This window comes from Dyadobacter pollutisoli (assembly GCF_026625565.1).
GTDB classification, from domain to species: Bacteria; Bacteroidota; Bacteroidia; order Cytophagales; family Spirosomataceae; genus Dyadobacter; species Dyadobacter pollutisoli.
In genome coordinates this window covers 7,636,619-7,662,803 of the sequence record NZ_CP112998.1, presented here as the reverse complement: position 1 = coordinate 7,662,803, position 26,185 = coordinate 7,636,619, and the positions used below count along the sequence as shown (strand labels likewise).

The window sequence follows — 26,185 nt, the reverse complement described above, 5'->3', positions numbered from 1 at the left end:
AGAAAGCAATGCTGTATTTTACCGTTAGAAAATGCGCGGTATCCAATTGATCATTCAATCCGGTCCTTTTCTCCGAAACCTCCTACATTAAGTCACAATTCGTAAGGCAATGATCGCCGATGCGATAGTAACTCATAACAAACCTGACATTCATGAAACAAATTTTACTTTCTTTTTTGGGAGGGCTACTGCTGCTTTGCAGTCACGCCAATGCCCAAAGCAGAGAGGTCACCGGAAAGGTCACCTCGAAAGAAGACGGCTCCCCGCTGCCGGGGGTTACCATTTTTCTTAAAGGTACCAACCGAGGTACGACTACAAATAGCGACGGAGAATATTCAATTTCTGCTTCATCCGGAGCGACATTGGTTTTCAGCTTTATCGGCTTTATCAAGCACGAGTCGCAGGTCGGAAGCCAGACACTTATCAATATTTCATTGGCAACTGATGAAACTGAATTACAGGAAGCCATTATTACCTCTTTGGGGATTGCCCGTGACAAAAAGGCACTGGGTTATTCTGTTCAGGAAATCAAAGGAGAAAAACTAGCCCTAGCCCGGGATGCAGACAGTACAAATAATGTACGCGACTTTTTTGAGAAACCTGTGAGCAGTAACTCAAACATTGCTTTTGCAAAAGCAGGTGAAAATTATTCGTCCAAAATTTCTTACACATATCATTAATAACGGTATCATCCCAAATAGCAAGCAGTCTCGCGATTATCTCAGTACAAGAACCTCTATCACTTTTGCAACAAACCTCACTGCGGAGTTGAATTTGAATTACACCGGAACGAAAACCTTGAATACACCGGCAGACATCAGTCCACACACATTAACATTATGGAATTAAACAAGGAATTTGACAGGCAAGGAAATTTTCTGTTCAGGCATCGAAGCATTCTTCCGCTCCTCATTATCCTGCCCGGTTTGTGCGTTTTCATTTTTGTAAATCTCGAAAAGGCGGGTTCTCATGTCAACGATTTTCCAGAGCAGGGCTACCAATATTTCTGTCTGGGCATTACATTGCTTGGACTTCTCATTCGTGCATTAACGGTAGGTTACGCTCAAAAAAACACATCGGGGCGAAATACACAAAACCAGGTAGCCGACCACCTTAATACCTCCGGGATGTACTCCATTGTCAGACATCCGCTTTACCTCGGCAATTTTTTTATGTGGCTAGGTGTAGCCATGCTGACACAACATACCTGGTTTATTGTAGCATTCACACTGGTATATTGGTTCTATTACGAGCGGATTATGTTTGCTGAGGAGCAGTATATCAAGACCAAGTTTGGCGAGGTATTTTCAGATTGGGCAGCCAAAACCCCTGCGATAGTCCCGAACATTTTTCAATGGCACAACCCTGACCTGGATTTCAGTTTCAGAAAGGTACTGAGACAGGAAAAGAATGGCTTGGCGGCTATTTTCATACTTTTCTTTTTATTTGATACCATTGCCGAGTATATTGCCTTCAGAGATGTGCAATTTCGTCATGGAGAATGGATCATTCTCTTCACAGCAGGTTGTGTCCTATATATCATTCTGAAATTTTTGAAAAACAATACCCAAGTCCTGAACGCCGAAGGTGGCAGATAATCAATTGATCATTGATTTTACTTAACTTTGGGGGTTATCCAGCTCAATAAAATTATGGAATTCTTAAAAAGCCAGCGCCTTAACAATCTGAAATACGAGATACGCGGGGCTACTTACCAAAAAGCACTGGAACTTGAAAGTCAGGGCTACAAAATCCATAACCTGAATATCGGCAATCCGGCACCCTTCGGTTTTGATTCTCCGGATGAGATTGTTCACGATATCATTATGAATATCCGCAATGCGCAGGGATATTCAGACTCACGGGGATTATTTGCGGCCCGAAAGGCTGTGATGCATTACACCCAAACAATCGGCATACAAGACGTTGAAATCAATGATATTTTCATCGGTAACGGTGTAAGCGAGCTGATCCTGCTTTCCATGCAGGCGTTGTTAAATCCTGGTGACGAAATTCTCGTTCCTTCACCCGATTACCCCTTGTGGACGGCGGCCATCGCATTGAGCGGCGGTACACCTGTACATTACGTATGTGATGAGCAGGCAGATTGGAACCCGGACCTGGACGACCTGGAAAAAAAGATCACTTCCCGCACCAAAGGAATTGTATTGATCAATCCGAACAATCCGACCGGTGCGGTTTACGAAAAAGACGTGCTGGTTAGAATCGCGAAAATCGCTGAGGAGCACGGACTTATTATTTTCTCCGACGAAATATATGACAAGATCCTGTACGACGGAGCCGTACATTACCCGATGGGATCACTTGTAACCGATACATTGTGTGTTAGTTATGGCGGATTGTCCAAAAATTACCGCTCAGCTGGTTTCAGAGGCGGATGGATGATCCTGAGTGGGGCTAAACAGAAAGCCAAATCTTATACAGAAGGGCTGTTACTATTGGCAAGTATGCGGCTTTGTGCCAATGTACCTACCCAGTACGCCATACAAACTGCTCTGGGTGGTTATCAGAGTATCAAAGAGCTGGTACTTCCCTCTGGGAGGCTTCACAAACAAATGAACCTCGTTTACGACAGGCTGGTATCCATCCCGGGAATTACGTGCGTTAAGCCCAAAGGCTCATTATATGTTTTTCCAAAAATTGACCTGAAAAAATTCGGGTTAAAGACGGACGAGCAGTTTGTATACGACCTGCTCAGTGACCAGAAAGTGCTTGTCGTGGCCGGAACGGGCTTTAACTATATTTCTGATGACCATTTCAGGATCGTGTTTCTTCCTACATTGGACGAGCTGAACCAGGCTATGGATAAGCTGGAATACTTTCTTGAAAACAGGAGGGTTTTATCCACACGCACTGTTGAAGATGTAATTGCCTGACCTGCAAGCCAGGTCACATTTCATAATGCCCTGTCTGACAGTAAACACTGCCAAAATAAATGACCATACCGGATACTACCATTCAGGAAGCCAAAAGGCAACGCCTATTTTTGTTGCTTTGCGGGATATTCCTCACTAACGCATTGATTGCCGAGATCATCGGCGGTAAAATATTTTCGGTAGAAACGCTGCTGGGAGTGGCTCCTGCCCAGTTGTTGATCGGCGGCCAGCGCCTGGACTTTAATATGACGGCAGGCGTTGTGAACTGGCCGGTAGTGTTCATCACTTCCGATATCATCAATGAATATTTTGGCAGAAAAGGTGTAAAAAGGATCTCTTTTCTGACCGCCTGTTTTATTGCTTATACATTTATTACCATTCTTGCCGCCACTCAGTTGCCTCCCGCCCAGTTTTGGCTGGACCTTAACAATACCGACAAACAGGGTAATGTTTTCAACATTAACGATGCCTTTTCCAAGATTTTCAACCAGGGATTAGGTATAATGATCGGCTCCATTGTAGCGTTTTTATTAGGCCAGCTGCTCGACGTTTTCGTATTTTCATGGCTGCGCCGAAAAACCGGAAGCAAGTTTATATGGCTTCGTGCTACGGGCTCTACCATGTTTTCGCAGTTGGTCGATAGCTTTGTCGTGATCACTATCGCATTCTACGTGTTTGGCAACTGGGACTTGAAACAGATTTTTGCAGTGGGAACGATCAACTATTTATATAAAGGTGTGGTTGCAATATTGCTTACACCGATCCTTTACATCGCCCATTACTTTATAGATAATTACCTGGGAAAAGAATTCGCCGAGGAGTTATCGCATAAGGCTGCCCACGAATAATCAGCCCTTCTTTTTCAACGTTTTGCCGAAACTTGTCGGCGCATATTATCCAGCATAATGGCAGTGGCAATGCCCACATTCAAAGATTCAGCCTCTCCAATTCTCGGAATAGTCACTTTTTGAGTAACCAGCTTTTCTACCTCGTCACCAATGCCATTGGATTCATTACCCATGATAATGTATCCGCCATTTTTCGAAAATTGAAAGTCATACAGTGATTCACCGCCCAGAAAAGCCCCTACTATACTTTTTCCGGCGGTGTTTTCCTTAATATAATAGGCAAGATCAGTGTAGAAAATATTGACCCGCGTAAAAGAACCTTTACTGGCCGCGATCACCTTTGGATTATAAATATCCGTGGTGTCTTTGGAGCAGACAATTTTACTAATACCGTACCAATCGGCCACCCTGATGATGGTACCGAGGTTTCCAGGATCGCGGACATCATCCAGAATAAGCATATATTCGGAATCTTTGAGAGACAAAAACTCATTTTGCTTCGTTTTAGCAACAGCAAGGCAAGAGTCGTTGGTTTGGAAAGAACCGAGCCCTTCCAGCTCCTGAACGGTCGCCGTTTCTATGGGAGTGTTGTGCCGGGTTAAAATACTTGAGTATTTTTGCTGAAATTCCTTTGTGGCTAATACAACCTCGGTTTCAAAATCAGAATCCAGCAGTTCGAGCACACTTTTGGCACCTTCTACCATAAACGCCCCGTGCTGCTGCCGGTACTTCTTGATTTTAAGCGAGTTGATATACTTTATACGATTTTTCGACAGCATTGAATATTAATTGTAGGATTACATACAGCTGGTTTATTTTCCTCGTGTCGATAGGATTGTTTTCCTGCGCACCCAAGTCTACTTCACCAACCAAAAGTTATTTTCTTGGTACTTCTTCGATCAAAGGCAATCATGCGGTCAATGATTCGGAGCTTGATGCATTGATTCCTCAAAAACCTAACAGACGACTTCTCGGCCTCCCTTTTTTCCCATATGTTGGATTGTACCGTTTCGGTGAACTGTTCTACAACCGGGAAGAGAAACAGCGAAAAGTAATTGAAGTCACGCAAAATTATCAGAAAGAATCTCGCATTCACGAAAATTCACCCCGAAAGCTGGAAAAGATACAGCGGCGATATGCCAAAAAGTTGGAAAAAGCGCAGACGCGGGCTGTGCAGGGAAATTTCTGGATGCGCGTTTTGGGAGAAGCCCCGGTATATTTTGACTTGGGCGAGGTTGCCCAAAATGCGGAAAAAATGCAGAAATACCTATATAACAATGGCTTTTTCCAGGCCAGTGTTGGGTATAAGCCAGATACCATTTTCAACAGGATTAGGGTTAACTACCTGGTCACCGAAAGCCGGCCTACCATGATCCGGAATGTATCATATCAGATCAAAAACTATTTTGCTGACAGCATTATCACTGCCAACTCCAAAGACGCGGTGCTAACAGGAAAGAAGAGGTACGACGGCGACTCGTTCGAGGAAGAAAGGGTAAGGATCGAAACGCTTTTGCGGAATGAAGGCTATATGGGCTTTTCGCGACAAAATGTAACCTACCTCGTAAATGACACCATCACTAATCCATTGACAGACAGCCTTTTTAAATCCGTAGACGTAAAGGTGCGGGTGGATGTGCCTACTCAGGGAAACAAGCCGGACAGGTACGTGGTAAAGTCTGTCAATTTCGAAGTTTTGCCGCCTTCCGGTTCGCCAGACTCACTTTTCAGAAAGGATACGACCCGTTATCAGGGTATCAGGTATATTTTTTCAGATAAAAGATTTTCAACTAAAATACTCGATAGTAAAATCCAGGTGCGCCCCGGCGCTTTCTATAGTCAGAAAAAGGAAAGAGATACGCAGCAGCAGCTTTCCCTGACCGATCAGTTCCGGTTTGTTAACTATAACTACACTCTAGACTCTACCGGGAAGGGCATTCATAGCTATTTCAGGGTTATTCCACTCGAAAAATATCAGATTTCGACAGACGTCGGCCTCAATGTAATTCAGTTGCAAGGCACGCCGGGACCATTTGCGAACCTGTCATATAAAATCCGCAATGTGTTCAATGGATTGGAAAATTTTGAGGCCAATTTGAGAGGTGGTATTGAGTTGGTTCCCGGATTTCTGGGTAATCAGCAAATATACAGAAGTGAGGAAATCGGGCTGAACACGTCATTGATCTTCCCGCGGCTGCTCACACCTGGAAATCTATTTCAAAAACAGTCTGCCGGATACAATCCCCGTACCCAGGTTGGTCTGGGCTATAACTATGTTAACCGGCCTGAGTACACCCGTACCAATGTAAAAGTGGCCCTGAACTATTCCTGGCAGCCTACTAATACAACGCTGTTCAATGTTTCCCTGGTTGACCTCAACATTCTGAACACGCAGAACATCCGTTCAGATTTCCAGGACCTGCTGAATGAACTGCGTGATCAGGGAAATAACCTTTATACCAGTTTCCGAAGATCTTTTGTATCCGATATCAATTTTAATTTTACCTACAACACTAATTCGCTGATCGGCCCGCAAAAAAATGCACATTATTTCCGGATCACCCTGGAATCGGGTGGAACGTCACTCAACATTCTTCCAAAGCAAGAGAATCTGATCAAAAGTGTATTTGGCGACAGTCTGCAATTTTATAAATACGTCCGCTGGAATGCTGATTATCGGCGCTACTGGCCAACAGGAAGGCGTTCTGCTTTTGTGGCAAGAGTAAATTCCGGTGCTATTTACAGTTATGGGGATAACAAGGTCCCGCCTTATGAAAAGTATTTTTTCGCAGGCGGCTCTAATAGTCTTCGCGCGTGGCTTCCACGCCGCCTGGGACCCGGCTCTTCGGTGCCTCGAAAAACCCCCACCGGCCTGACCATTGAATCGCCGGGCGAGTTTCTATTGGAAGGGAATCTGGAATGGCGCGGGTATCTTGCCAAATTTTTCGGAGATATCAATTACGCTATATTTCTGGATGCCGGTAATGTGTGGAGCTTGAACAGCACTGCAACAGAACCGCAAAAATTTGAAGCAAACAAGTTTTTGAGAGAAATCGCGGTCGGTACCGGGTTTGGGATAAGATATGACCTATCCTTTTTCATACTCAGATTTGACTTCGGGATTAAGGTATATGATCCTGCTTTACAGCGATTTGTACTGGATGAATTGCAATTCAATAAGCTTTTCAACAGGACCCGGTCCAATTTCCTGAATATCAATCTGGGTGTCGGCTATCCTTTTTGACAGTGAAGTTTGTACCCTTTCAGGCTATGACAGTTTGTCAGTTTTCTCTTATTTCTTCCTATATTTGTAATTCTGCGGTGCTTTTTTGAGCCTGAACGATCAGGTTAATTTTGTTTGTCCCGCAGAAATTTGAGATTAATACCCCTTCCCATGGAACACAGAATTGCAGATACATTAAAAATACTGACCGAGGCGGATAAAGAGGCGTGTGAAATCGTGCGTGTTTCTGAGAATGAGCCTGTTTCGGGTAAAAAACGATTGTTTATAGAAAGTTATGGCTGTCAGATGAATTTCTCTGACAGTGAAATTGTAGCGTCCGTAATGCGTGAAGCAGGGTATGCAACCACTTCGGACGCTGACAATGCCGATGTGCTTTTTCTAAATACATGTTCGATCCGTGATAATGCGGAGAGGAAAGTCAGGAAGAGGCTCACGGAGCTCAATATGATCAAAAAACGCAGACCAGGTACATTGATAGGTATTTTGGGTTGCATGGCCGAAAGACTGAAAGCCAAGCTGTTGGACGAGGAGAAAATGGTTGACATTGTAACGGGCCCCGATGCCTATCGCGATCTGCCACGACTGGTGGAAGAGGCTGAAACAGGCCAGAAAGGTGTTAATGTATTTCTCTCCAAAGAAGAAACATACGCAGACATATCCCCTATCCGGCTGAATTCCAATGGCGTAACCGCATTCATTTCGATCATGCGCGGCTGCGACAATATGTGCAGCTTTTGTGTGGTACCATTCACGCGTGGCCGCGAACGTAGCCGCGACCCGTATTCTATCGTAAAGGAAGCAGAACAGCTTTTTAATGATGGGTATCGTGAAGTCACGCTGCTGGGCCAGAATGTGGATAGCTACAAATGGACAGGCCAGCAGGGTGTTACTGCTGTTTCCGAAGCGCAGAATGTCAATTCGCAGACTCAGGTTCACGTCAACTTTGCCGGATTATTAGAAATGGTGGCCCAGGTGAGTCCAGAGCTGCGCGTCAGGTTCAGTACCTCCCATCCCAAAGACATTACCGACGAGGTTTTGTATACGATCAAAAAGTACGACAACATCTGTAAATACATTCACCTTCCCGCTCAGAGTGGCAACAGCCGGGTACTGGAAATCATGAACCGTACCTATGACAGGGAATGGTACCTGGATAGAATCGACAGCATCAGAAGGATTTTGGGTGATGACTGTGGGATTTCGCATGATATGATCACTGGTTTCTGCACTGAAACCGACGAAGAACACCAGGATTCGGTGTCGCTGCTCGAATATGTCAAATTCGACTTCGGTTATATGTTTGCGTATTCAGAGCGTCCGGGAACATTGGCTGCCAAAAAATTCGCCGATGATATTCCTGCTGAGATCAAACAAAAGCGATTGGCGGAAATCATTGACGTACAGCAGAGAATTTCAATGGAGCGTAACCAAAGGCTCATTGGCACCATTCAAAAAATACTTGTTGAAGGCACGTCCAAGCGTTCAGAGGACGATTTTATTGGAAGAAATGACCAGAATAAAAAAGTAATTTTCCCGAGAGAAAATTTCAAAAAGGGTGATTATGTGAATGTAATGATCACTGAATGCACTACTGCAACGCTGCGTGGGTATGCAGTCGAAAAAGAACCTGCCTTAGCTCACAGCCATCAGCCAGTTTCATGAATTTATCAGAAATACAAGCCATAAAAAATCGTTTCGGCATCATTGGTACTTCGCCGGGGCTGAATCATGCGATTAATGTGGCAGTCCAGGTGGCTGCGACAGACCTGACCGTATTGATCACCGGAGAAAGCGGAAGCGGGAAAGAATCATTTTCAAAGATCATACATAGCCTTAGTTCACGAAAGCACGGACCGTTCATTGCGATCAACTGTGGCGCCATTCCCGAAGGTACCATTGATTCAGAGCTTTTCGGACATGAGAAAGGCGCTTTTACCGGAGCTCTGGATTCCCGCAAAGGATATTTTGAAACGACAAACGGAGGAACAATTTTCCTGGATGAAGTAGGTGAAATGCCGTTGGGAACACAAGCAAGGCTACTTCGCGTGCTTGAAAACGGTGAATACATTCGGGTAGGGTCTTCCAAAGTCCTTAAAACCAATGTCCGCGTCGTTGCAGCCACCAATGTCAATTTGCTGGACGCGGTCAACAACGGAAAATTCAGAGAAGACCTTTATTACCGGTTAAATACCGTCCCCATTCACGTTCCGCCATTGAGGGACCGTGGCGAGGACATTCTATTGCTTTTCAGGAAATTTACGAATGATTTTTCTGAAAGATACCGCACCAAGCCTGTCAGGCTGGATACGGATGCACGGGATTTGCTCCTGCAATATGCTTTTCCCGGCAATATCCGACAGCTCAAAAACATTGCTGAACAGATCACCATTCTCGAAACAGACAAAGAACTACCTATCACAGGAGAAACGCTTAACCATTACCTGAACCCCGTGCAACCGGCAAGCCGCAAGGCGCTGATCACGTTGCGTTCGGGTGAAGAAAGAGGCGAATCGTTTTCGGAGAGGGAATTACTTTACAAAGTTTTATTCGACATGCGCCGGGATATGACCGAGCTGAAAAAACTGGTCAGGAATGTGCTCGAAAATGAAAAGTATGGTGGCGATATCTTGAAAGATCACCAGGAGCTTTTCAGTTCATTGAACAACACCGAATCCACACCGCATACTCCTACTATAGAGCCGGCACGCCTGCTTTCCCCTCCACCTTCCAGGACGGTTGACCTGGACAGATATTCGGACGAAAGAAGTGAAATCGAGGACGTGGTACATGTTACTGCCGAGGAAGAATCGCTTTCGCTGGAAGACAAAGAGAAAGAAATGATCATTAAGGCGCTGCGCAAGAACAATAACAAACGAAAATATGCTGCCAACGCATTGGGCATATCAGAAAGGACGTTATACAGGAAGATTAAACAGTATGACATTGAAGAATAACAACAAGGTAAGCCGGTACCTGACTGCCAAAAACTGGGTTTTGGTGCTTTTCTTTTTACATTGTTCCGTTTTTATTTCAGGATGCGGCGTGTATTCCTTTACCGGGACCAATTTATCCCCTGACATCAAGACGTTCAGCGTACTCAATTTTACGATGGGAACGGCGGGTGGCCCTTCCGATCTGCCGCAAAGGCTTACAGAAGAACTCAAAGAATATTTTCAGCGAAATACCAGCCTTGTCAGTCAGCCGGGAGGAGGCGATTTGGTATTGGAAGGTTCCATTACAGGGTATGATGTACTGGCGGCTGCGCCTACGGCCAATGACCAAGCCGGCCTTAACCGGTTGAACGTGACCGTGCAGGTGCGATACACCAATGCGAAGGACGAAACCAAAAATTTTGACCAGTCCTTCACCTACTACGCCGATTTCCCACAGGATCAGACACTTAACCAGAACGAAGCGCGGCTATTGCCTACTATCCGGGAAAACATTGTCCAGCAGATCTTCAATAAATCGGCCGCAGACTGGTAAGAGACATTCATTTTACCTAATTTCATCTTCTTATTTCAAAATTAACACCCGCACATTTTCATGGCAATCATTGACAAGGATACATTCAGCCAATTGGTAAAACGCCCGCATGCGGTTGGTGCAGATGTGATCCCTCAACTGGAAGCTACGATCAAAGCATTTCCTTTTTGCCAGATCTCCTACTCTCTTTTAGCGAAGGCATCCAGCGTGGCCTCCGCTGAGAAACTGGACGAAACCCGTCCGCGTGCTGCTGCTTATGCATTGAGCCGCGTGGCTTTACAGCAGCTTGTCGAGAATGACACGGAGCGTTATGATGCTTCCGTGAACATTGAGCAAGTAATTGAAGCACAAGACAAAGCGGTCCCGCAAAATGGTGAGGATATATTAATCAGTATTGTGGAGCAGGAAGCTGCGCCCCAGCAATCTCAAAAATCCGAGGAGCAGCGCAGGCAGCAGCAGATTATTGAGGGTTTCATGAAAAAAAATCCGCGTATTCAGCGTCAGGAAGCCAATCTGGAACCAGTATCCATTGATTTGAGCGGAAGGGTCGCAGAATCCGGCAGCGGAAGTATTGAAACCGAAGCATTTGCAAAAATTTTAATCCGGCAGGGCAAAATTGAGAAGGCAATTGATCTCTATCAAAAATTGATCTTGAAAAAACCGGAAAAAAGAAATTACTTTGCAAAAAAATTAAGCGAGTTGTATCGTGGCGTCTATTAAGGATATCTGAGCAAGATACCATTCACACATTCGATCATTCATTCATTATTAATTATATTAAGGCATGTATTTGGGTTTGATTATTCTGGTTGCGATTGTAGCAGTTTTATTGATTCTCGTTGTTTTGGTTCAAAATTCAAAAGGGGGAGGACTTTCAAGTGAGTTTAGCGGAGCTGGAACTACACAAATGTTCGGCGTTAAGAAAACCACCGACTTGCTGGAACAAATTACATGGGGACTTGCGAGTACCGTTATTTTGATTTCGCTTGCTTCTTATATCGTTGTAGGCGGAAGTGATGCAGGCGCTGGAATTAACAGTGTCAATGTTGATAAAGCTCAGAACACAGCGGTACCAGGCGGAAATATTGCCCCGGCACCTGCTAAATCGACAACTCCTGCTGCTACTACACCAGCGGCAACACCTGCTGACAGCTCAAAATAAGCAGAAAGACATATAAAAGAAAGCTCGTGATGACAGCATCGCGAGCTTTCTTTGTTTCAGACATTTTATGTCGAATAACTGCTAAGCAAAATTAATTTCTCTCAACATCAGCTTCTCGGCGACCGGCAAGAGGGTTTCATGCAAAGGATAGTCGTAGCGCGATTCCACAACATAGGTCGCCGGATTCGGAAGTGACTTATTCTTTTTTGTGAGATCTACTTTGATTTGAGATACCGTGTTTCCGATACCGATTCTCACCGTTTCCACGAAGGTTGTTTTCAAATACCTCTGTTTCATTTCATTGTATAATGCAAGCTGGTACTCAAATACACTCACCAGCGGCTGAAAAGTATGCAGAAACAGCAGATAACCTTCCTGTAAACGAAGCGGGACGATGCCTACCGGTGAAATTTTCACATTCTCTTCTACTTCCGTGAATATCTCGGTACCCTCATCAATGGATCGTGAAAAGCGGTCGATCGCAAATTCCAGAATGTAGTTCAAATCTTCGAGATAGGGATCATCCTGGTGTGTTTCCTCGTATTCCAGCCTCCATTGCTGAAAATTGATCCCTGTCAGGTTTTTGGGAAATGATGTTTTTATCTGGCTTTTATTGGCCTGAATGTCAACGCAAGAGTTGAAGTGGTATTTCAATTCGGGCAAATATGGATGCAGCCGGTTTTGTGTGAACTCGCTGCCAATGTGCTGCAGATAAGCCATTAGCACATATTTTTTATACTCTAAATCAAAAATTCCTTCGGTTAACCAATTCTTCTGGAGGTTTGTCATAGGATTTTAACTTTGGTGCCGATAAAATTTAAGCATTTTCAAAACCGGAAACAATTATTTGATTTTCCTGACACGACAAAAGCATTATAATTATATAACGACAGGTTTAGGTACAAATTTGGCATACTTCCCGGAAAAAATGTCAGAGCCGATACGCTGGCATAGATTGTGCTTACCGGTTTGCAGTCAAATTAATTACTGACAATCATAAAAAAACAAACGTTTAATATTTATGTCAACTTTAGCAGAAATACAAGTGAACGTACAACCTCTGGCTGATCGTGTTCTTGTAGAACCAGCCCCAGCCGAAGAAAAAACAGCATTTGGTATCATTATCCCTGATACTGCAAAGGAAAAGCCTCAGCGTGGAACCGTGGTAGCCGTTGGCCCGGGTAAAAAAGATGAGCCGCTTACAGTAAAAGTAGGTGATACCGTATTGTACGGTAAGTATTCAGGTACTGAATTAGCATACGAAGGAAAAGACATCCTGATTATGCGTGAATCAGACATTTACGCCATTATTGGTTAATTGTCTGCCATTTAAATTCATAGTTTCTCTTAAAGTTATTTCAAATAATTAATTGTTATGTCTAAGAAAATATTTTTTGACACAGAAGCCCGCGACAAGATAAAGCGTGGTGTTGACACATTGGCTGACGCCGTTAAAGTTACATTGGGACCTCGTGGCCGTAACGTTGTAATCGACAAAAAATTCGGTTCACCAAGCATCACTAAGGATGGTGTTACTGTTGCAAAAGAAATCGATTTGAAAGATCCTATCGAAAACATGGGTGCTCAGTTGGTGAAAGAAGTAGCTTCTAAAACTGCTGATTCAGCTGGTGATGGTACTACTACTGCAACTGTTTTGGCCCAGGCGATCTACTCAATCGGTGTTAAGAACGTTGCTGCCGGTGCAAATCCAATGGATTTGAAACGCGGTATTGACAAAGCTGTTTCAGTGATCGTTAAAGATCTTGAATCACAAAAGAAAAACATTTCTACTTCCAAAGAAATCGCTCAGGTTGCTACTATTTCAGCTAACCATGACGAAGAAATCGGCAATATGATCGCCGAAGCAATGGAAAAAGTAGGAAAAGAAGGTGTTATCACTGTTGAAGAAGCTCGTGGTACTGAAACAGAAGTTAAAACTGTGGAAGGTATGCAGTTTGACCGTGGATACCTTTCTCCATATTTCGTTACCAATACAGAGAAAATGGAAGCTGATTTGGAGCGTCCATATATCCTGATCTCTGAGAAGAAAGTTTCTTCCATGAAAGAATTGCTTCCGGTTCTTGAAGCAGTTGCACAAACAGGCCGTCCTTTGCTTATTTTGGCAGAAGATGTTGACGGAGAAGCGTTGGCTACATTGGTAGTGAACAAAATCCGCGGCGCCTTGAAAGTTGCTGCTGTTAAAGCTCCTGGTTTTGGTGACCGTCGTAAAGCAATGCTTGAAGACATCGCAATCATCACTGGTGGTACAGTAATTTCAGAAGAGCGCGGTTTCAAATTGGAAAACGCAACTTTGGAATACCTTGGGACTTGCGAAAAAGCGATTATCGACAAAGACAATACAACTTTGGTTAACGGATCAGGTAATTCTGAAGACATTCAGGGCCGTGTTAACCAAATCAAAGCACAGATCGAGAATACAACTTCTGACTACGACCGTGAAAAACTTCAGGAACGTCTGGCTAAATTGTCAGGTGGTGTAGCTATCCTTTATATCGGTGCTGCAACTGAGGTTGAAATGAAAGAGAAAAAAGACCGCGTTGACGACGCATTGCATGCAACTCGTGCTGCTGTTGAAGAAGGTATCGTTGCTGGTGGTGGTGTAGCTTATATCCGTGCAACTGCTGCTCTGGAAGGCTTTACTGGAAACAACGAAGACGAAACAACCGGTATCAACATTATCCGTGTAGCTTTGGAGGCTCCTTTGAGAACAATCGTTTCTAACTCAGGCCAGGAGCCATCAGTAGTTGTTGCGAAAGTGAAAGAAGGAACAGGATCATACGGTTACAATGCAAAAGACAATGTTTACACAGACCTTTTGGAAGCTGGTATCATTGACCCTAAGAAAGTTTCACGTTTGGCTTTGGAAAACGCAGCATCTATCGCAGGTCTGTTGTTGACAACTGAATGTGTAATTGCTGACGAACCAGAAGAAGCTCCTGCAGGCGGTGGCCACAGCCACGGCGGCGGAATGGGCGGAATGATGTAATTTTTTAGTTAAGAGTTTAGAGTCGAAAGTTTAGAGTCTAATGTCTTAATTTTTGACTCTGAAATCTTAAACTCAAAACTCATAAAATAGCCGACCGGAAAATCCAGTCGGCTATTTGCTTTACTCAACGTTATGAAAAACTTCCTCATTTAGACGTTAGCATCGAAACGTGGTCACACATTTGAGTAAAAATATTTTTATGGGAGCATCATTCCGTCCTGCATGACCAGTCGCCGGTCTGCCATTTCTGCCAATTCTTCGTTGTGGGTCACAATCACGAAAGTTTGTCCGAAATCGTCGCGCAGCTTGAAAAACAACTGGTGTAGATCCAGAGCATTATGTGAGTCGAGGTTACCGCTGGGTTCGTCGGCAAGCACGATCGACGGCTTGTTCAGCAGCGCCCTTGCCACTGCTACCCTTTGTTGCTCACCGCCTGACAGTTGCGAAGGCAAGTGGTCCATTCTACCCGAAAGACCAAGCATTTCCAGCAGTTCTTTCCCTCTGGATATAATCTCCTTTTCATTACCTAACCCATTGATATAGCCTGGCATACAGGTATTTTCCAGCGCCGTAAATTCGGCAAGCAGATTGTGAAATTGGAAGATAAAACCGATCTTTTCGTTTCGGAATTTGGCAAGATCTTTATCTTTTTGAGTAAATACATTCACTCCTTCTATGAGCACCTGCCCTTCATCAGGCCTGTCCAATGTGCCCAGAATGTGCAAAAAAGTACTTTTTCCCGCTCCCGAAGGACCAACTATCGCGACTACCTCACCCTTTTTTACTTCCAGATCAATTCCCTTCAAAACCTGTAAAGAACCGTATGTCCGCCTGATCCCGCTCGCCTGAAGTAAATTCATATTTAGAAGAAAGATAATTGGACTGAAATCTACGCCCGTTTTGATTAATTCCTTAATTTGCCGTGAAAATACCAATTTACTTTTATACTCATGAATATTCACGAATATCAAGGCAAAAGCGTTCTTAAAAAATACGGTGTGCGTATTCAGGAAGGGCTCGTAGCCGACACTCCGGACAAGGCAGTTGAAGTTGCGCGTGAGCTTAGCCAGCAGACTGGTACCAAATGGTATGTTGTAAAATCACAGATCCACGCAGGTGGACGTGGAAAAGGCCGCATCGTTGGAACCGAACAACGTGGTGTTGCCCTCGCAAAATCTGTTGAAGATGTGCGCACCATATCCAATAATATTTTGGGCAAAGTGTTGGTTACGCATCAGACCGGACCCGATGGAAAGCGTGTCAACAAAGTGCTTATTGCCGAAGATGTATATTATCCAGGACCTAGCGAGCCGAAAGAGTACTATCTTTCTATCCTGCTTGACCGCGGTAAAAACTGTAATGTGATCATGGCCAGCACCGAAGGTGGAATGGACATTGAGGAAGTTGCAGAGCATACGCCTGAAAAGATCATGAAAGAGTGGATTGATCCAAAAGTAGGCTTGCAGCCATTCCAGGCACGCAAAGTAGCTTTTGCGTTGGGCCTTGAAGGCGATGCGTTCAAAGAAATGGTGAAATTCATCACCTCTCTTTACAAAGCTTATATTGAAAGTGATTCAGCGATGTTCGAAATCAACCCGGTTTTGAAAACATCTGACAATAAAATCCTTGCCGTTGATGCCAAAGTTGACCTGGATGACAATGCATTGTATCGTCACCCTGAACTGGCTGAAATGCGCGATACCAACGAAGAAGATCCTTTGGAAGTAGAAGCAGGTGCTAACAACCTGAACTACGTCAAACTGGATGGAAACGTAGGTTGTATGGTAAATGGTGCCGGTCTTGCGATGGCTACCATGGATATTATCAAGCTTTCGGGCGGCGAGCCTGCTAACTTCCTGGATGTTGGGGGTGGCGCTAACGCCCGTACCGTTGAAGCAGGTTTCCGTATCATTTTGAAAGACCCTAATGTAAAGGCTATCCTGATCAACATCTTCGGTGGTATTGTTCGTTGCGACCGTGTTGCAGCTGGTGTTGTAGAAGCTTACAAGGCGATTGGCGAGATTCCAGTACCAATCATCGTTCGTCTACAGGGAACCAATGCGGAAGAAGGTGCACGTATCATCAATGAGTCAGGCCTGAAAGTATATTCAGCGATCGAATTCAAAGAAGCCGCAACAAAGGTATCAGAAGTTCTGGCCGAGTTAGGCGTCTAACCCATCCGCATACCGCATACCCAATAGCCCAGGACTTAAGTCCTGGGCTATCATGCCATCCGGTACGATACCATCGCCATCCGGCACGGCGCCATCGCCATCCGGTACGATACCATCCCATCCGGCATGACGCCATGCCATCCGGTACGATACCATCTCCGATATCATCCCGATATGACACCATCCGGGAGGCATCCATTATCCCAATATCCAATACAACACCATCGTCGTAGCAAAGCTTGCTAATCCCTGCAATCCCGTCAGGATCGTGTGAGTGCGATAAGTATCTCTCGATGAAATTCCTGTAAACTGTGAAACGACCCAGAACCATGCATCATTGGTATGGGAAACAATCATAGCCCCGCTTCCTACGGCCATCACTACTAATGTAATCTGAATCGGTGTTACAAAGCCCAGCGATGCCAGCAATGGTGCTAATATACTTGTTGTCAACACCATAGAGGAAGTTGTTGACCCCTGCGCCGTTTTGAAGAATGCTGCTATCAGAAATGCGATCATCAGTAAATATCCGCCAGACATTTCGTTATGTAACAGCCATTGACTAACCATTTCTTTGAGTGAAGTTTCTTTTAATATCGCGCCAAATGCTCCCCCCGCACCCACCAACACCAGAGTAGTTCCGCAATGTTCGATTCCACTTTTGAAACAAGACATCATACGTTCGGCGGCATACTCCGGAAATAAAGAATAGCTGAAAAAAATGGCCAGCAGAAACGAAACGAGTGGGCTGCCCAGGAATCCCAGCCATTTGATCCATACCTCTGGGAAATTCAGGATTTTGGCAAATGATGCCAGCGTGATCAACAAAATGGGCAATACGATCGGCATGAATGCTTTCCAGGCGGGAGGTAGCTGCTCTTCCCGAAGAAGTATGGGCTCCTCAACTGCCGAAGTCTCGGTCAGCTCTACTTTCCTGGCATATTTCCCGGCAAACCAGGTGGAAAGGAAAAGACTTGGAATGGAGACGATCAAGCCGATCAGGATCACCACACCGACAGAATCTGCTATGCCGAGATTCCCCGCGGCGGAGAGTGGCCCGGGCGTAGGCGGGACCAATGTATGCGTGGCAAAAAGGCCGCCAGACAATGACAATGCAATGGTACCCAGCGGCTGTTTAGTCCTTTTCGCAACGATTTGATTCAGCTTATGAAGAATGATAAACCCTGAATCACAAAATACGGGTATACCTACAATCCCGCCGATAACCGACATAGCAAATGCAGGTCTTTTTTCTCCAAACAATTTCAAAATTACGTCAGCCACCTTGATAGCCGCACCCGATTTATCGAGAATGGCACCGATGACACATCCCAGAATCACCATCAGGCCGATTTTGGACATTAATTCTCCAAAACCTTTACCAATCGTTTCAGCAAGTTTGTCGATAGGTAGCCCGGCAAAAACCCCTACCCCTATCGCCGCCAGCAGCAGGCCCACCAGCGGGTGCATTTTTAAAACCGTAGAACTTAAAACAATAAATACAATGGCAGCAAGAACTATAAATATGATCATCGGAGGTCCGCGGTTTACTGCAAAAGGCTTAGTACCGCTTCATCACCCATCACCGCATTGGCTGGCCGGGGATGCGCTGTGTTGAAAACTTCAAGATCTTTGATTTCAAGCAGTTTTGAGGGACCTTCATCAATATTACCCTGAGCATCTGTCACCGATTTGAGATCCAGGCCGAGGTGTTTTGCCATGAAACCATACATTGCTTTTCTTTTCGACGGGCCATAATCGTGTTTTTCATCGGCCAAATGAACCGCTTCGAGTTGGCTCTTTTTACCGTAAAGCCCGTAAATATTCTGGATGAAGGGATATTCTACTTCCGGGGTATTTTTAGTCCAATCACCACCGTCAGAGATCATGATCATGGGACGAGGTGCTGCGAGTGCTGCTATCTCCACATTATTGGTCTGGTAGTCTCCTTTTTTATGAATCGGCAACCCGCTTTCACACACACATCCGCCAAAGAAATGGGCAGACACCATGACCACTGGTACCGACACTTTTACGCGATTGTCCAAGGCAGCCAACAGGAAGGTCTGAGTACCTCCGCCTGACTCGCCGGTTACTGCCACTCTTTCAGGATCAATGCCGGGAATGGACAAAAGATAATCCAGCGAGCGAATGCTGTTGATGGTTTGAAGTTTCAATGCTTTGGCCATTTTGTGTTCACATTGCTTCGAATCGCCCTGCCCCACCATATCATATACAAACACCACGGCGCCCATTCTGGCAAGCGTCGCGCAACGTTTCTGCGTCTGCTCACGGAACCTGCCGTGCGGGTTTTCACCATGCCCGTGCGGGCACAAAATTCCGGCATATGATTTCTGTTTTTTGATCGGCCTGTACAAATTTCCTGTCACATATATCCCTGGCATGCTCTCAAACGCCACGTTTTCAATGGTATAGCCATCCATTACCTTTTTGCTGTGAACAATGGGTTTCGAGGTTGGTTTGGCGGGAAGGCTTGTCAGCCCCATACCTTCACGGATCTGCTTTTTGATTTTTTCGGCCCGGGTTTCCCACTCCAACTTGGAAGATACTGCATGTTTTTCGAGAAACGTTTTGCCCTCAGGCTCTGTAAAATACGCGCCCTGACATAGCTCGGCGGTTTGACCGAATACATTACTAACCAAAAATAGAACACTGCAGAATATAGAAATTGCCTTCATGCTGAACCGGTAGAAGAAAGTGAATTAATTTTTACAAAAGAAAGAAAGCCGCACAGGTTACTCTAACTATCTGCCGCCGGATTTAAGGAATTGCGACCCGTACATAACCCTTGACAATATGCGTTTCCAGATGCTTCACCATTCCTTTGTACTCTCCGTCAATCTGAAAATGTGCTTCTTTGTCGAGACATTCTATCGTGGCTTTTTGGACAGACACCACCTGCATGATTTCCGGGTTGAAATCCGTATTACCGGCCAGAATTTTCGCCGTTTCAATAAAATCGAGCTTCTTGGCAATAACTAGTTCAAAAAAACCATCAGACATGTCGCCGATAGGATTAATGCTTACGCCCGTCCCGTATTTCTGTGCATTGGCAATAATGACGATCAGCGCTTCTGTCTCAATCACCCCCTTGTCGGTCGTGATGCGTACTTCGAAATTTTCATGCTCGCTCAATGTCCTCAGCATTTCCCGGGCGTACCCCATTTTGCCACGGGTATCGCTATCCTCGTAATTTTTTACCAGCAAAGCATTCAGTCCGATGTCGCTGAGATGAAGGCTGATATCTCCGTTGATGCTGACAGCGTCAATACAAATGGATTTGTCCCCAAAAGCCACTTCCATAGCCTGATCAATGGATCCTGAAAGGCCAAAATCAGCTGAAAGACCATTTGCGGAGCCCGCCGGAATGATCCCCAAAATGATCTCAGAATGACGAATTGTTTCGGCTACCAGGGAAATTGTTCCGTCACCGCCTGCCACCAGCACCCGCTCTGGTTTGATATTAGTAACCATTTCCTGAATGGTTTCCAGGTCGTGGTCGCCGGTGGTGGAATAAATGCGAAGATCATAGCCCTCTTCGTTTGTTTTTTCGATAACCCGCTCAAAAATCACATCCTTGTTCACGTCCCCTGATATGGGGTTGACCACCAACAAAACCTTTCGTTCTGAAAACATATTTTTTAAATTAGGGACTTCAAGTCTAAGTGGTTAAAGATAGTTATGAAACGTTGTGACTTAAAATTGTACCGTGGTTATGCCAATAAAAAGGAATTAGTCGTATTCGGTCATGTTGTCAAAAAATATCCTTCCGGAGACCATAAGTACACACGCAACGGATTTCGTTATGCCAGGACCATTATTGAGCTTTTCTCTATCAAAACTATTCCGTTCCTGAAAGTGGTGCTCAAGGTGGGCGATCTGGTTGCTGAAACCATTGCGGAAGCTGACGGATATTTCCGTTTTCAAGTCCCTTTTCATGAAAGCATGGCCAGCGGGTGGCATACCTATGAAGTGATAGTAGACGACGAAATTAATGGCAAAAAGTACTACGCGGCTTCGAAAGAAGAGTTTTTCCTCCCCTACAAGAGCTCCTATGGCATCATTTCCGACATTGACGACACCTTCCTGATCTCGCACAGCAGGCGCTCATTCCGGAAGCTTTTTGTTTTATTGTCAAGAAATGTACAAGCCCGAAAGCCGTTTGACGACGTCGTAAAACATTATCAGCTGCTTTCATTTGCAAGCCGTGCCCATCCGCAAAAAGACAGCAACATATTTTTCTACGTGTCCAGTAGCGAGTGGAATTTGTATGATATGATCGTGCGCTTCGCTGAACTGAATGGATTGCCAAAAGCTGTTTTGAAACTTAAAAAGATCAAATCCGGGCTGGATGATTTCGTTATGACCGGAGGAGGCTCACATACGCACAAGCTTCGGAAAATTCATAATATTATTAATTTCTATCCCGAACTGCAGTTTATCCTGGTGGGAGATGATTCCCAGAAAGATCCGGAAATTTACGAGGAAGTGTGCCAGACATTCCCCACCAGCATCCGGGCCGTGTATATCCGGCAAACCCGAAAAAGAAGCAAACCTTTCACTACCTTGCTGCTGAAAAATATTCAGGACCTGGGTATCGACACCTGCTATTTTGCCCACAGTAATAAAGCCATCATCCATTCTCTGGATAAAGGCCTGGTGTTTCAAACACCTGTGGAGCCGCCGATACCCCTGGTACCGAAAGATGCCCGCTGACTTATGAAAAAAATCCTCATTGTTGAAGATGACCGACGTATTGCCCAAAACATCTTCCGCGGGTTGGCCGCAGAGAATTTCGAGGCTGAGATCGCCTACGACGGGATTACCGGCAAGCAACTCGCACTGGACAAAAAATTTGACCTGGTACTGCTCGACGTAAACCTCCCGGGCATGAAAGGGTACGATGTGTGCCAGCAGGTACGCATGTACAAGCCTTCCCTGCCCATTATCATGCTCACGGCCTATGGTGAGATTGAAGACAAGATCGAGGGGCTGGGACGCGGAGCGGACGACTATATCGTAAAGCCATTTGATTTCCGGGAGCTAATGGCCCGCATCAATGCAGCATTGCGTGTTTCGGAATTGCTGAATCCTGAATCGACCGACAAAATATTGCGGATCGCGGACCTGGAAATGAACTTAGGTACCAAACAGGTAAAACGCGGCGGGAATGCAATCGATCTGACAGCCAAAGAATTTGCCTTACTCGAATACTTCCTGCTTCACCGCGGAAGAGTGGTTTCAAAAATGGATCTGGCGGAGCATGTATGGCATCTGAATTTCGACCCCGGAACCAATGTAGTAGAGGTGTATATCAATTATTTACGCAAAAAAGTAGATAAAGACTACGCTACCAAGCTCATCCATACCCGGCCGGGAATGGGGTACATTATGAAAGAAGAATAGCCTGACATGAAAATAAAAGACCGTATCGCTCTTCAATTTACGCTCCTTGTAGCGGCGATACTGCTGTTGTTTTCAATCGCGATTTACAGTGTTTCCGAGCATTACCGGCAGGAAGAATTTTATGACCGCCTGAAAAGCCGCGCCCGCACTACCTGTCGTCTTTTGGTAAAAGTAAAAGGCATTGATAAAGACCTGCTCAAAACCATTGATCAGAACACATTGTCGGAAATGCTGGATGAAAAGGTCCTGATTTTTGATAAAAATAATGAACTGATCTATTCCAGCGTCGACGACAAGTTGCTGACCTACCATCCTTCATTGCTCAATGATGTCCGCGAAAAGGAGTATATGGAATTCCATCAGGGCGAAAATGAAGTGATCGGACTGCTTTATACGGAGGGCGACGAGCCGTTGGCCGTACTTGCCTCGGCGTACGACACATTCGGGCACAGCAAACTGAATAACCTTAGAAGCACATTGGGCTGGGGGTTGCTGGCAGGTATAGCCGTTACCGTGGGGTTGGGGGTTTACTTTGCCAGCAATGCGTTACGGCCGATTAGCAGGATCAATGAGCAGGTATCGTTGATCACCGCCCAGAATCTTTCACAAAAACTGGATGAAGGCAACCGGAAAGACGAAATCGCGCAGCTTGCCATTAACTTTAATACTGTACTGTACCGGCTCAACAAGGCATTTGAACAACAAAAAAGTTTTGTTTCCCATGCCTCCCATGAACTGCGAACTCCCCTAGCCGCATTAAAATCCGAAATTCAGCTCGGGCAGCGTTTCAACAAAAATAATCCGGAGATCGAGGAAGTCTTTACCAATCTTTTCTCAGATACCGAGCGGCTGATCAGCATTACCAATAACCTGCTTTTTCTCGCGCGCTCGTATGAGAACATCGGTACCATGAAAATGTCCCCGATCCATATTGAAGACCTCGCATTTTTGGCCAAAGAAGAACTCCTATCCTCCCACCCTGACTACAATGTGGTGATCGACTATGAGATGATCCCTGAAAATGAGAACCAGACTGTGATCCAGGGTAATGAGGAATTATTGAAAAGGGTTTTCTCCAACCTGCTCGACAATGCGTGTAAATATTCGCACAATCATCACGCCCAGATCCTGATCTCTTCCGACGACAAATCATGCACTGTGAAAGTGAGGGACCAGGGGATCGGGATCAGTGAGGAAGATCTCCCTCATATTTTCAATCCTTTTTTCAGATCTTCCAATGCATCCGAACTTCCCGGCTTCGGCATTGGCCTCTCCATTTGCCAGCGGATCGTGGAGCTACACCACGGTACCATTTCCGTCATCAGCGAACCCGGCAGTGGAAGCGAGTTTAAGGTGCAGCTTAACCACGTCTGAGGAGCTCCATTGACCCCTTTTGGCATTCTAATTTTTTTCTAAGGTTATTTTAAGGCTGTTGTAATACCAGTGTCGGAATATCGCATCATTCTAAAACAGAAATTATGCGAACCTACATCATCGGGCTTTTAATTTGTTTGTCAACCGGATTACACGCACAGGATTCTCTCAGACTATCCATCCGGCAGGCCGATAGCCTTTTTCTTCAAAATAACCTGGAACTCCTTGCAGAAAAGTACCAGATCGACATTGCCAAATCGATTGAAATTCAGGACAAGCTTTGGAACAACCCTACATTTGGTGTTGAGATCAGCGCATACAATCCTTCACGCGGTGCATTGGATGTGGGCCGCAATGGTCAAAAAGCATTTACCATTCAGCAACTGATCACCCGCGCCGGAAAACGTAACAAGCAGGTAGCACTTGATGTGGAATCTACCCGCAAAAGTGAATATCAGTTTTACGACCTGATCCGTACATTAAAATTCGAGCTGCGCCAGATCTTTTTCGAGTCCTACTATCTTGAACAGACCATTGCGCTATACGACAACCAGATCAACACGCTCAACACGACAGTTAGCGCATTTGAAAAGGAATACAACCGCAAAAATATCTCTCTTAAAGAAGTTGTACGTTTAAAAGCCCTTCTCTTTCAGCTTACCAATGATCGTGCTGACATTCTTTTTGAATTGCAGGAAAACCAGCGCGACCTCCGCACATTACTGAATACCGAACGACCTGTAAGGTCGGTGGTGGACAGTTCGGACATCCAACGGTACCAGCTCAGCAGATATACGCCTGTTTTGTTAAAAGAAAAAGCATTACAAAGCCGCGCCGACCTGAAAGTCGCGCAATCGTCGACCAAGCAGGCTGAGCTGAACTACACTTTGCAAAAAGCCCTGGCCGTTCCCGACATTCAGGTAGGGGCTGTGTACGATCAGGCCAGTAATTATGTCAATAACTATTTCGGCTTGAATGCCTCCATTGCGTTGCCGTTTTTTAACAGGAATCAGGGAAATATAAAAGCTGCCAAAAGCAGTATCAGCTATTACAAAACCGCAGAAGGCGCTAAACAAAACAGCGTCAACAATGAGGTAGACGCCGCAGTTCAAAAAGTGGGCATTGCGGAAAAAGCCTATCAGAGCGTTGAGAGCCAGTTTACCGATCAGTTTCAGCTACTCAGCAGTGGTATCTACGACAATTTCCAGAAACGTAACATTACCCTTCTCGAATTCATCGATTTTATTGAAACCTACAACGAGAGCATTAAAGAGTATAATCGCTTGCAGGCCGACCGCATCAAAGTTTACGAAGAGCTCAATTTCGTCGTCGGCGAAGAGCTATTCAATTGACCATAACACTGAACGAAACTTCTTACATCACGGCTTTGCCACAAAAAAATTCCAAATGAAAAACCCCATTTATGTTGTCATGATAGCCTCTATCGGCGTTTGGCTGACATCTTGCGATAAAAAGAAAGAAACCAATGACGAGTCCAAGGCATTCATGCTGTCGGACACCATGATGAGCCGCATCACGCTTGACACCGTACGCACCGAACCTGTGCGTAATGAACTGACCCTGGTCGGCAAAGTGGTCCCGGACGAAAATCAGGTCATTAAAGTATACCCGCTGGTAGGCGGCAATGTGGAGGAGGTAGATGTGGAATTGGGCGATAATGTTCACAAAGGCCAGAAACTCGCTACGATCCGCTCTGGTGAAGTGGCCGATTTTGAGCGTCAGATGATCCAGGCACAGTCAGACTTGCTGATTGCTCAAAAGAACCTGTCATCTACCGAAGACCTTTTCGAAAGTAAGCTGGTACCTGAGCGTGACGTCATTACAGCCCGCCAAATGGTGGACAAGGCCCAGGCCGAGCTCAGTCGCGTAAAGGAGATTTTTTCTATTTATGGTTTGGGCAAATCCACCAATTATACGGTTAAGTCGCCGATCAATGGGTTTATTATTGATAAAAATGTGAACCGCGGCATGCAGCTTCGTTCTGATAATTCGGAAAGCCTGTTCACCGTCGGGCAAATCGCGGATGTATGGGTAATGGCGAATGTAAATGAAAGCGATATACCACGCATTCAGCTGGGTATGCCTGCCGAGGTGCGGACGATCAGCTTCTCGGATGAAGTTTTTAAAGGCAAAGTCGATAAAATCTACAACGTACTTGACCCGGATACCAAGGCCATGAAAATCCGTATCCAGTTGCAGAATGTGGGCTTTAAACTAAAACCTGAAATGCATGCGACGGTGAGCCTCAACTTTGAAGAGGGAAGCAAAATGCAGGCCATTCCATCGCAGGCTATCATTTTTGACCGGAGCAAAAACTGGGTAATGGTGTACCACAGCCGCACCAAGATCGAAACCCGGCCGGTAGATGTCTATCGCTCTCTTGCCAACCGTACCTATATCAAAGGTGGCCTGCAGCCTGGCGAAACCGTTATTTCAAAAAACCAACTACTGGTGTATGATGCGCTGAATGATTGAATTTTGAATGAGTGAATGAGAAAGTCAATTTCGAATGACTGAATGAGTGAATAAAAAAATAAAAATCGCT

Annotated in this window: 25 protein-coding genes; 18 read left to right on the top strand and 7 right to left on the bottom strand. The window is 45.2% G+C overall.

The window, feature by feature from the left end:
- Positions 1–152 precede the first annotated feature (152 nt).
- The 4 genes from ON006_RS31940 (at position 153) to ON006_RS31925 (ending at position 3,745) form a co-directional block, all read left to right on the top strand.
- Positions 153–680, top strand: a complete 528-nt coding sequence (locus ON006_RS31940) for a carboxypeptidase-like regulatory domain-containing protein (RefSeq protein WP_244821811.1) — start codon at positions 153–155, stop codon at positions 678–680.
- Positions 681–839: 159 nt separating this feature from the next.
- Positions 840–1,598 (top strand): methyltransferase family protein, encoded by a 759-nt coding sequence (locus ON006_RS31935; protein ID WP_244821812.1) that lies wholly within the window; start codon positions 840–842, stop codon positions 1,596–1,598.
- A gap of 54 nt (positions 1,599–1,652) precedes the next feature.
- On the top strand, positions 1,653–2,897 hold the full coding sequence (locus ON006_RS31930) for a pyridoxal phosphate-dependent aminotransferase (protein ID WP_244821813.1): 1,245 nt from the start codon (positions 1,653–1,655) through the stop codon (positions 2,895–2,897).
- A 59-nt stretch (positions 2,898–2,956) separates the two neighbouring features.
- Positions 2,957–3,745 (top strand): queuosine precursor transporter, encoded by a 789-nt coding sequence (locus ON006_RS31925; protein WP_244821814.1) that lies wholly within the window; start codon positions 2,957–2,959, stop codon positions 3,743–3,745.
- Between the two features lie 14 nt (positions 3,746–3,759).
- On the opposite strand, the gene ON006_RS31920 is transcribed toward ON006_RS31925, so the two are convergent.
- Complete coding sequence (locus ON006_RS31920; RefSeq protein WP_244821815.1) at positions 3,760–4,524, bottom strand: TrmH family RNA methyltransferase; 765 nt, start codon at positions 4,522–4,524, stop codon at positions 3,760–3,762.
- A 44-nt stretch (positions 4,525–4,568) separates the two neighbouring features.
- On the opposite strand from ON006_RS31920, the gene tamL reads away from it, so the two are divergent.
- From tamL to secG, 6 genes are all read left to right on the top strand, one after another.
- Positions 4,569–6,989: a translocation and assembly module lipoprotein TamL gene (tamL, locus tag ON006_RS31915; RefSeq protein WP_267609935.1), complete on the top strand. Its 2,421-nt coding sequence runs from the start codon at positions 4,569–4,571 to the stop codon at positions 6,987–6,989.
- A 150-nt stretch (positions 6,990–7,139) separates the two neighbouring features.
- The gene (gene miaB, locus ON006_RS31910) at positions 7,140–8,651 is read left to right on the top strand and encodes a tRNA (N6-isopentenyl adenosine(37)-C2)-methylthiotransferase MiaB (RefSeq protein WP_244821817.1); all 1,512 of its coding nucleotides are present in this window, start codon (positions 7,140–7,142) and stop codon (positions 8,649–8,651) included.
- The gene (locus tag ON006_RS31905) at positions 8,648–9,943 is read left to right on the top strand and encodes a sigma-54 interaction domain-containing protein (RefSeq protein WP_244821818.1); all 1,296 of its coding nucleotides are present in this window, start codon (positions 8,648–8,650) and stop codon (positions 9,941–9,943) included. Before miaB ends, ON006_RS31905 begins: the two co-directional genes overlap by 4 nt.
- Positions 9,927–10,475, top strand: a complete 549-nt coding sequence (locus ON006_RS31900; protein ID WP_244821819.1) for an LptE family protein — start codon at positions 9,927–9,929, stop codon at positions 10,473–10,475. The genes ON006_RS31905 and ON006_RS31900 overlap by 17 nt, the downstream gene beginning before the upstream one ends.
- Before the next feature lie 60 nt (positions 10,476–10,535).
- Complete coding sequence (locus tag ON006_RS31895; protein ID WP_244821820.1) at positions 10,536–11,195, top strand: DUF8458 domain-containing protein; 660 nt, start codon at positions 10,536–10,538, stop codon at positions 11,193–11,195.
- A 64-nt stretch (positions 11,196–11,259) separates the two neighbouring features.
- On the top strand, positions 11,260–11,637 hold the full coding sequence (gene secG, locus ON006_RS31890) for a preprotein translocase subunit SecG (RefSeq protein WP_244821821.1): 378 nt from the start codon (positions 11,260–11,262) through the stop codon (positions 11,635–11,637).
- Between the two features lie 81 nt (positions 11,638–11,718).
- On the opposite strand, the gene ON006_RS31885 is transcribed toward secG, so the two are convergent.
- Complete coding sequence (locus ON006_RS31885) at positions 11,719–12,357, bottom strand: hypothetical protein (RefSeq protein ID WP_244821822.1); 639 nt, start codon at positions 12,355–12,357, stop codon at positions 11,719–11,721.
- Positions 12,358–12,658: 301 nt separating this feature from the next.
- On the opposite strand from ON006_RS31885, the gene ON006_RS31880 reads away from it, so the two are divergent.
- Positions 12,659–12,955 (top strand): co-chaperone GroES, encoded by a 297-nt coding sequence (locus ON006_RS31880; RefSeq protein ID WP_031526862.1) that lies wholly within the window; start codon positions 12,659–12,661, stop codon positions 12,953–12,955.
- A gap of 57 nt (positions 12,956–13,012) precedes the next feature.
- Positions 13,013–14,644: a chaperonin GroEL gene (groL, locus tag ON006_RS31875; protein WP_244821823.1), complete on the top strand. Its 1,632-nt coding sequence runs from the start codon at positions 13,013–13,015 to the stop codon at positions 14,642–14,644.
- A gap of 197 nt (positions 14,645–14,841) precedes the next feature.
- Here the strand turns inward: groL and ON006_RS31870 are convergent, their stop codons facing one another.
- Positions 14,842–15,504 carry an ABC transporter ATP-binding protein gene (locus ON006_RS31870; protein ID WP_244821824.1) on the bottom strand — a complete coding sequence of 221 codons (663 nt, stop codon included), beginning with the start codon at positions 15,502–15,504 and terminating at the stop codon, positions 14,842–14,844.
- A 90-nt stretch (positions 15,505–15,594) separates the two neighbouring features.
- Here ON006_RS31870 and sucC point away from each other — a divergent pair, with 90 nt between their 5' ends.
- Complete coding sequence (gene sucC, locus ON006_RS31865; RefSeq protein WP_244821825.1) at positions 15,595–16,818, top strand: ADP-forming succinate--CoA ligase subunit beta; 1,224 nt, start codon at positions 15,595–15,597, stop codon at positions 16,816–16,818.
- On the opposite strand, the gene ON006_RS31860 is transcribed toward sucC, so the two are convergent.
- The 4 genes from ON006_RS31860 to ON006_RS31845 all read right to left on the bottom strand — a co-directional run bounded on the left by ON006_RS31860 (position 16,807) and on the right by ON006_RS31845 (position 20,475).
- The gene (locus ON006_RS31860) at positions 16,807–16,959 is read right to left on the bottom strand and encodes a hypothetical protein (protein WP_244821826.1); all 153 of its coding nucleotides are present in this window, start codon (positions 16,957–16,959) and stop codon (positions 16,807–16,809) included. The genes sucC and ON006_RS31860 overlap by 12 nt on opposite strands.
- 57 nt (positions 16,960–17,016) lie before the next feature.
- Entirely contained in the window at positions 17,017–18,351 is a 1,335-nt protein-coding gene (locus ON006_RS31855; RefSeq protein ID WP_244821827.1) for a GntP family permease, read from the bottom strand.
- Between the two features lie 14 nt (positions 18,352–18,365).
- Positions 18,366–19,517 (bottom strand): alpha/beta hydrolase family protein, encoded by a 1,152-nt coding sequence (locus ON006_RS31850; RefSeq protein ID WP_244821828.1) that lies wholly within the window; start codon positions 19,515–19,517, stop codon positions 18,366–18,368.
- Positions 19,518–19,599: 82 nt separating this feature from the next.
- Entirely contained in the window at positions 19,600–20,475 is an 876-nt protein-coding gene (locus ON006_RS31845) for a diacylglycerol/lipid kinase family protein (RefSeq protein WP_244821829.1), read from the bottom strand.
- Positions 20,476–20,520: 45 nt separating this feature from the next.
- Between ON006_RS31845 and ON006_RS31840 the strand changes: the two genes are divergently transcribed.
- The 5 genes from ON006_RS31840 to ON006_RS31820 all read left to right on the top strand — a co-directional run bounded on the left by ON006_RS31840 (position 20,521) and on the right by ON006_RS31820 (position 26,115).
- On the top strand, positions 20,521–21,555 hold the full coding sequence (locus ON006_RS31840; protein ID WP_244821830.1) for an App1 family protein phosphatidate phosphatase: 1,035 nt from the start codon (positions 20,521–20,523) through the stop codon (positions 21,553–21,555).
- A gap of 3 nt (positions 21,556–21,558) precedes the next feature.
- Positions 21,559–22,245 (top strand): response regulator transcription factor, encoded by a 687-nt coding sequence (locus tag ON006_RS31835; RefSeq protein ID WP_244821831.1) that lies wholly within the window; start codon positions 21,559–21,561, stop codon positions 22,243–22,245.
- Between the two features lie 6 nt (positions 22,246–22,251).
- A complete protein-coding gene (locus tag ON006_RS31830) occupies positions 22,252–23,619 on the top strand; it encodes a sensor histidine kinase (RefSeq protein WP_244821832.1) in 1,368 nt (455 codons plus the stop codon).
- A gap of 104 nt (positions 23,620–23,723) precedes the next feature.
- Positions 23,724–24,971: a TolC family protein gene (locus ON006_RS31825; protein ID WP_244821833.1), complete on the top strand. Its 1,248-nt coding sequence runs from the start codon at positions 23,724–23,726 to the stop codon at positions 24,969–24,971.
- Positions 24,972–25,026: 55 nt separating this feature from the next.
- Positions 25,027–26,115 (top strand): efflux RND transporter periplasmic adaptor subunit, encoded by a 1,089-nt coding sequence (locus ON006_RS31820; protein ID WP_244821834.1) that lies wholly within the window; start codon positions 25,027–25,029, stop codon positions 26,113–26,115.
- The last annotated feature ends 70 nt before the right edge of the window (positions 26,116–26,185 follow it).

Excerpts from the sequence above, each read along its gene's own strand:
- ON006_RS31940 (WP_244821811.1), top strand. The coding sequence starts at position 153 with ATGAAACAAATTTTACTTTCTTTTTTGGGAGGGCTACTGCTGCTTTGC.
- ON006_RS31935 (WP_244821812.1), top strand. The coding sequence starts at position 840 with ATGGAATTAAACAAGGAATTTGACAGGCAAGGAAATTTTCTGTTCAGG.
- ON006_RS31930 (WP_244821813.1), top strand. The coding sequence starts at position 1,653 with ATGGAATTCTTAAAAAGCCAGCGCCTTAACAATCTGAAATACGAGATA.
- ON006_RS31925 (WP_244821814.1), top strand. The coding sequence starts at position 2,957 with ATGACCATACCGGATACTACCATTCAGGAAGCCAAAAGGCAACGCCTA.
- ON006_RS31920 (WP_244821815.1), bottom strand. The coding sequence starts at position 4,524 with ATGCTGTCGAAAAATCGTATAAAGTATATCAACTCGCTTAAAATCAAG.
- miaB (WP_244821817.1), top strand. The coding sequence starts at position 7,140 with ATGGAACACAGAATTGCAGATACATTAAAAATACTGACCGAGGCGGAT.
- ON006_RS31905 (WP_244821818.1), top strand. The coding sequence starts at position 8,648 with ATGAATTTATCAGAAATACAAGCCATAAAAAATCGTTTCGGCATCATT.
- ON006_RS31900 (WP_244821819.1), top strand. The coding sequence starts at position 9,927 with ATGACATTGAAGAATAACAACAAGGTAAGCCGGTACCTGACTGCCAAA.
- ON006_RS31895 (WP_244821820.1), top strand. The coding sequence starts at position 10,536 with ATGGCAATCATTGACAAGGATACATTCAGCCAATTGGTAAAACGCCCG.
- secG (WP_244821821.1), top strand. The coding sequence starts at position 11,260 with ATGTATTTGGGTTTGATTATTCTGGTTGCGATTGTAGCAGTTTTATTG.
- ON006_RS31885 (WP_244821822.1), bottom strand. The coding sequence starts at position 12,357 with ATGGCTTATCTGCAGCACATTGGCAGCGAGTTCACACAAAACCGGCTG.
- ON006_RS31880 (WP_031526862.1), top strand. The coding sequence starts at position 12,659 with ATGTCAACTTTAGCAGAAATACAAGTGAACGTACAACCTCTGGCTGAT.
- groL (WP_244821823.1), top strand. The coding sequence starts at position 13,013 with ATGTCTAAGAAAATATTTTTTGACACAGAAGCCCGCGACAAGATAAAG.
- ON006_RS31870 (WP_244821824.1), bottom strand. The coding sequence starts at position 15,504 with ATGAATTTACTTCAGGCGAGCGGGATCAGGCGGACATACGGTTCTTTA.
- sucC (WP_244821825.1), top strand. The coding sequence starts at position 15,595 with ATGAATATTCACGAATATCAAGGCAAAAGCGTTCTTAAAAAATACGGT.
- ON006_RS31860 (WP_244821826.1), bottom strand. The coding sequence starts at position 16,959 with ATGGCATGGCGTCATGCCGGATGGGATGGTATCGTACCGGATGGCGAT.
- ON006_RS31855 (WP_244821827.1), bottom strand. The coding sequence starts at position 18,351 with ATGATCATATTTATAGTTCTTGCTGCCATTGTATTTATTGTTTTAAGT.
- ON006_RS31850 (WP_244821828.1), bottom strand. The coding sequence starts at position 19,517 with ATGAAGGCAATTTCTATATTCTGCAGTGTTCTATTTTTGGTTAGTAAT.
- ON006_RS31845 (WP_244821829.1), bottom strand. The coding sequence starts at position 20,475 with ATGTTTTCAGAACGAAAGGTTTTGTTGGTGGTCAACCCCATATCAGGG.
- ON006_RS31840 (WP_244821830.1), top strand. The coding sequence starts at position 20,521 with ATGAAACGTTGTGACTTAAAATTGTACCGTGGTTATGCCAATAAAAAG.
- ON006_RS31835 (WP_244821831.1), top strand. The coding sequence starts at position 21,559 with ATGAAAAAAATCCTCATTGTTGAAGATGACCGACGTATTGCCCAAAAC.
- ON006_RS31830 (WP_244821832.1), top strand. The coding sequence starts at position 22,252 with ATGAAAATAAAAGACCGTATCGCTCTTCAATTTACGCTCCTTGTAGCG.
- ON006_RS31825 (WP_244821833.1), top strand. The coding sequence starts at position 23,724 with ATGCGAACCTACATCATCGGGCTTTTAATTTGTTTGTCAACCGGATTA.
- ON006_RS31820 (WP_244821834.1), top strand. The coding sequence starts at position 25,027 with ATGAAAAACCCCATTTATGTTGTCATGATAGCCTCTATCGGCGTTTGG.